At 62.9% G+C, this 1,528-nt stretch carries 1 protein-coding gene; it reads left to right on the top strand.

Features of this window, described 5'->3' with window-relative positions; all coding sequences use genetic code 11:
- Window positions 1-1,528: condensation domain-containing protein (locus tag VFX97_00005; protein ID HEX5701583.1), on the top strand; the 1,528-nt coding region annotated here is incomplete at both ends.

The following is a 1,528-nucleotide window of genomic DNA, read 5'->3' as shown; positions in this document are numbered from 1 at the left end:
AGCGAGAGGTGAGCGAGATCTTCAAGCAGGTCCTGGGGTTGAGCCGCGTCGGCGTCAACGACGACTTCTTCGAGCTGGGCGGCCACTCCCTGCTTGCCACTCAGGTCATTGCAAGGGTCAGGGAGGCCCTGGGCGTCGAGGTCGCCCTCAAGGAGTTGTTCGAGCAGCCGACCGTCGCCGGTGTCGCCGCAAGGGTAGACAACGGCGGAGGCGAGGGCATACCGCCCATAACCAGGGTCGGGCGCGACATCCCGCTGCCGCTTTCCTATCCGCAGGAGAGGATATGGTTCATCTGCCAGCTCGACCCACAAAACGTCTCCTACAACGTCCCCAGGGTGCTGAGGCTCAAGGGGCGGCTGAGCCTGGAGCTGCTCGAAAGGACCGTAACCGAGCTGATGCGCAGGCACGAGATACTGCGCACCACCTTCCCGTCTGTCGAGGGCAGGCCCGTGCAGCTAGTGCACGCGCCGACCACCTACCGCATGAGCGTGGCCGACCTGAGTGGGCTTGACGAGCAAGAGCGAGAGCAGGAGCTGATGAGGGTGATCGAGGCCGAGAGCCGCAGGGTGTTCGACCTGGAGGCGGGGCCGCTGCTGCGGCTGTTGCTTGTGAGGATGGGCCCGTTTGAGCAGGTGCTGGTGCTGGTCGAGCACCACCTCATACACGACGGGTGGACGCAGGGCGTGCTGGTCAGGGACGTGATGGCGATTTACGGGGCGTACGCCGAGGGCAAGCCCTCGCCGCTTGAGGAGCTGGAGGTGCAGTACGGTGACTTCGCGGCCTGGCAGAGACAGTGGGTGAGCGGGGAGGTGATGAGCAGGCAGCTGGAGTACTGGAGGAGGCAGCTGGAGGGGGCGCGGGGGCTGCTGGAGCTGCCTGCGGACCGTGTGCGGCCAGCGGTGGCGAGCGGGCGAGGAGGCGAGCAGATACTTGAGGTGAGCGGGGAGCTAGGGGGCAGGCTGAGGGAGCTGAGCCGAGAGCAAGGAGCGACGCTGTTCCAGGTGATGCTGGCAGGGTTCAAGGTGATGTTGAATAGGTACAGCGGGGAGCAAGACATACTGGTGGGGACAGGAATAGCCAACCGGCGGAGGAGGGAGACAGAGGGGCTGTTGGGGATGATAATAAACACGCAGGTGTTGAGGACAGACCTGGGAGGGGATCCGAGCTTCGAGGAGTTGGTAGGGAGAGTGAGGGAGGTGACATTAGGAGCCTACGAGAACCAGGACGTGCCGTTCGACCGAGTGGTCGAGGAGTTGGGGCCGGAAAGGAGCCTGAGCTACAACCCGATAGCGCAGGTGTTCTTCACGTTTTTCGACGTGCCGATGGAGGAGATGAGGCTGCCGGGAATAGAGATAGAGGAGATCGAGGCGCACAACCGGTCGGCGAAGTTCGACCTTGGAGTAATAGTGCTGCTGCCGAGTGAGCAGCGAGTGGGGTTAGGAGGAGTGGAGCAGCCAGGAGAGATAAGGATAGTGTTTGAGTACAGCACGGACCTGTATGAGGAGGAGACGATAAGGCGGATGATGAG

The sequence above is a fragment of the Pyrinomonadaceae bacterium genome (assembly GCA_036277115.1).
GTDB lineage: Bacteria > Acidobacteriota > Blastocatellia > Pyrinomonadales > Pyrinomonadaceae > UBA11740.
Note: the sequence above shows the minus strand (reverse complement) of the source record. Positions and strands in the feature narration are given on the sequence as shown.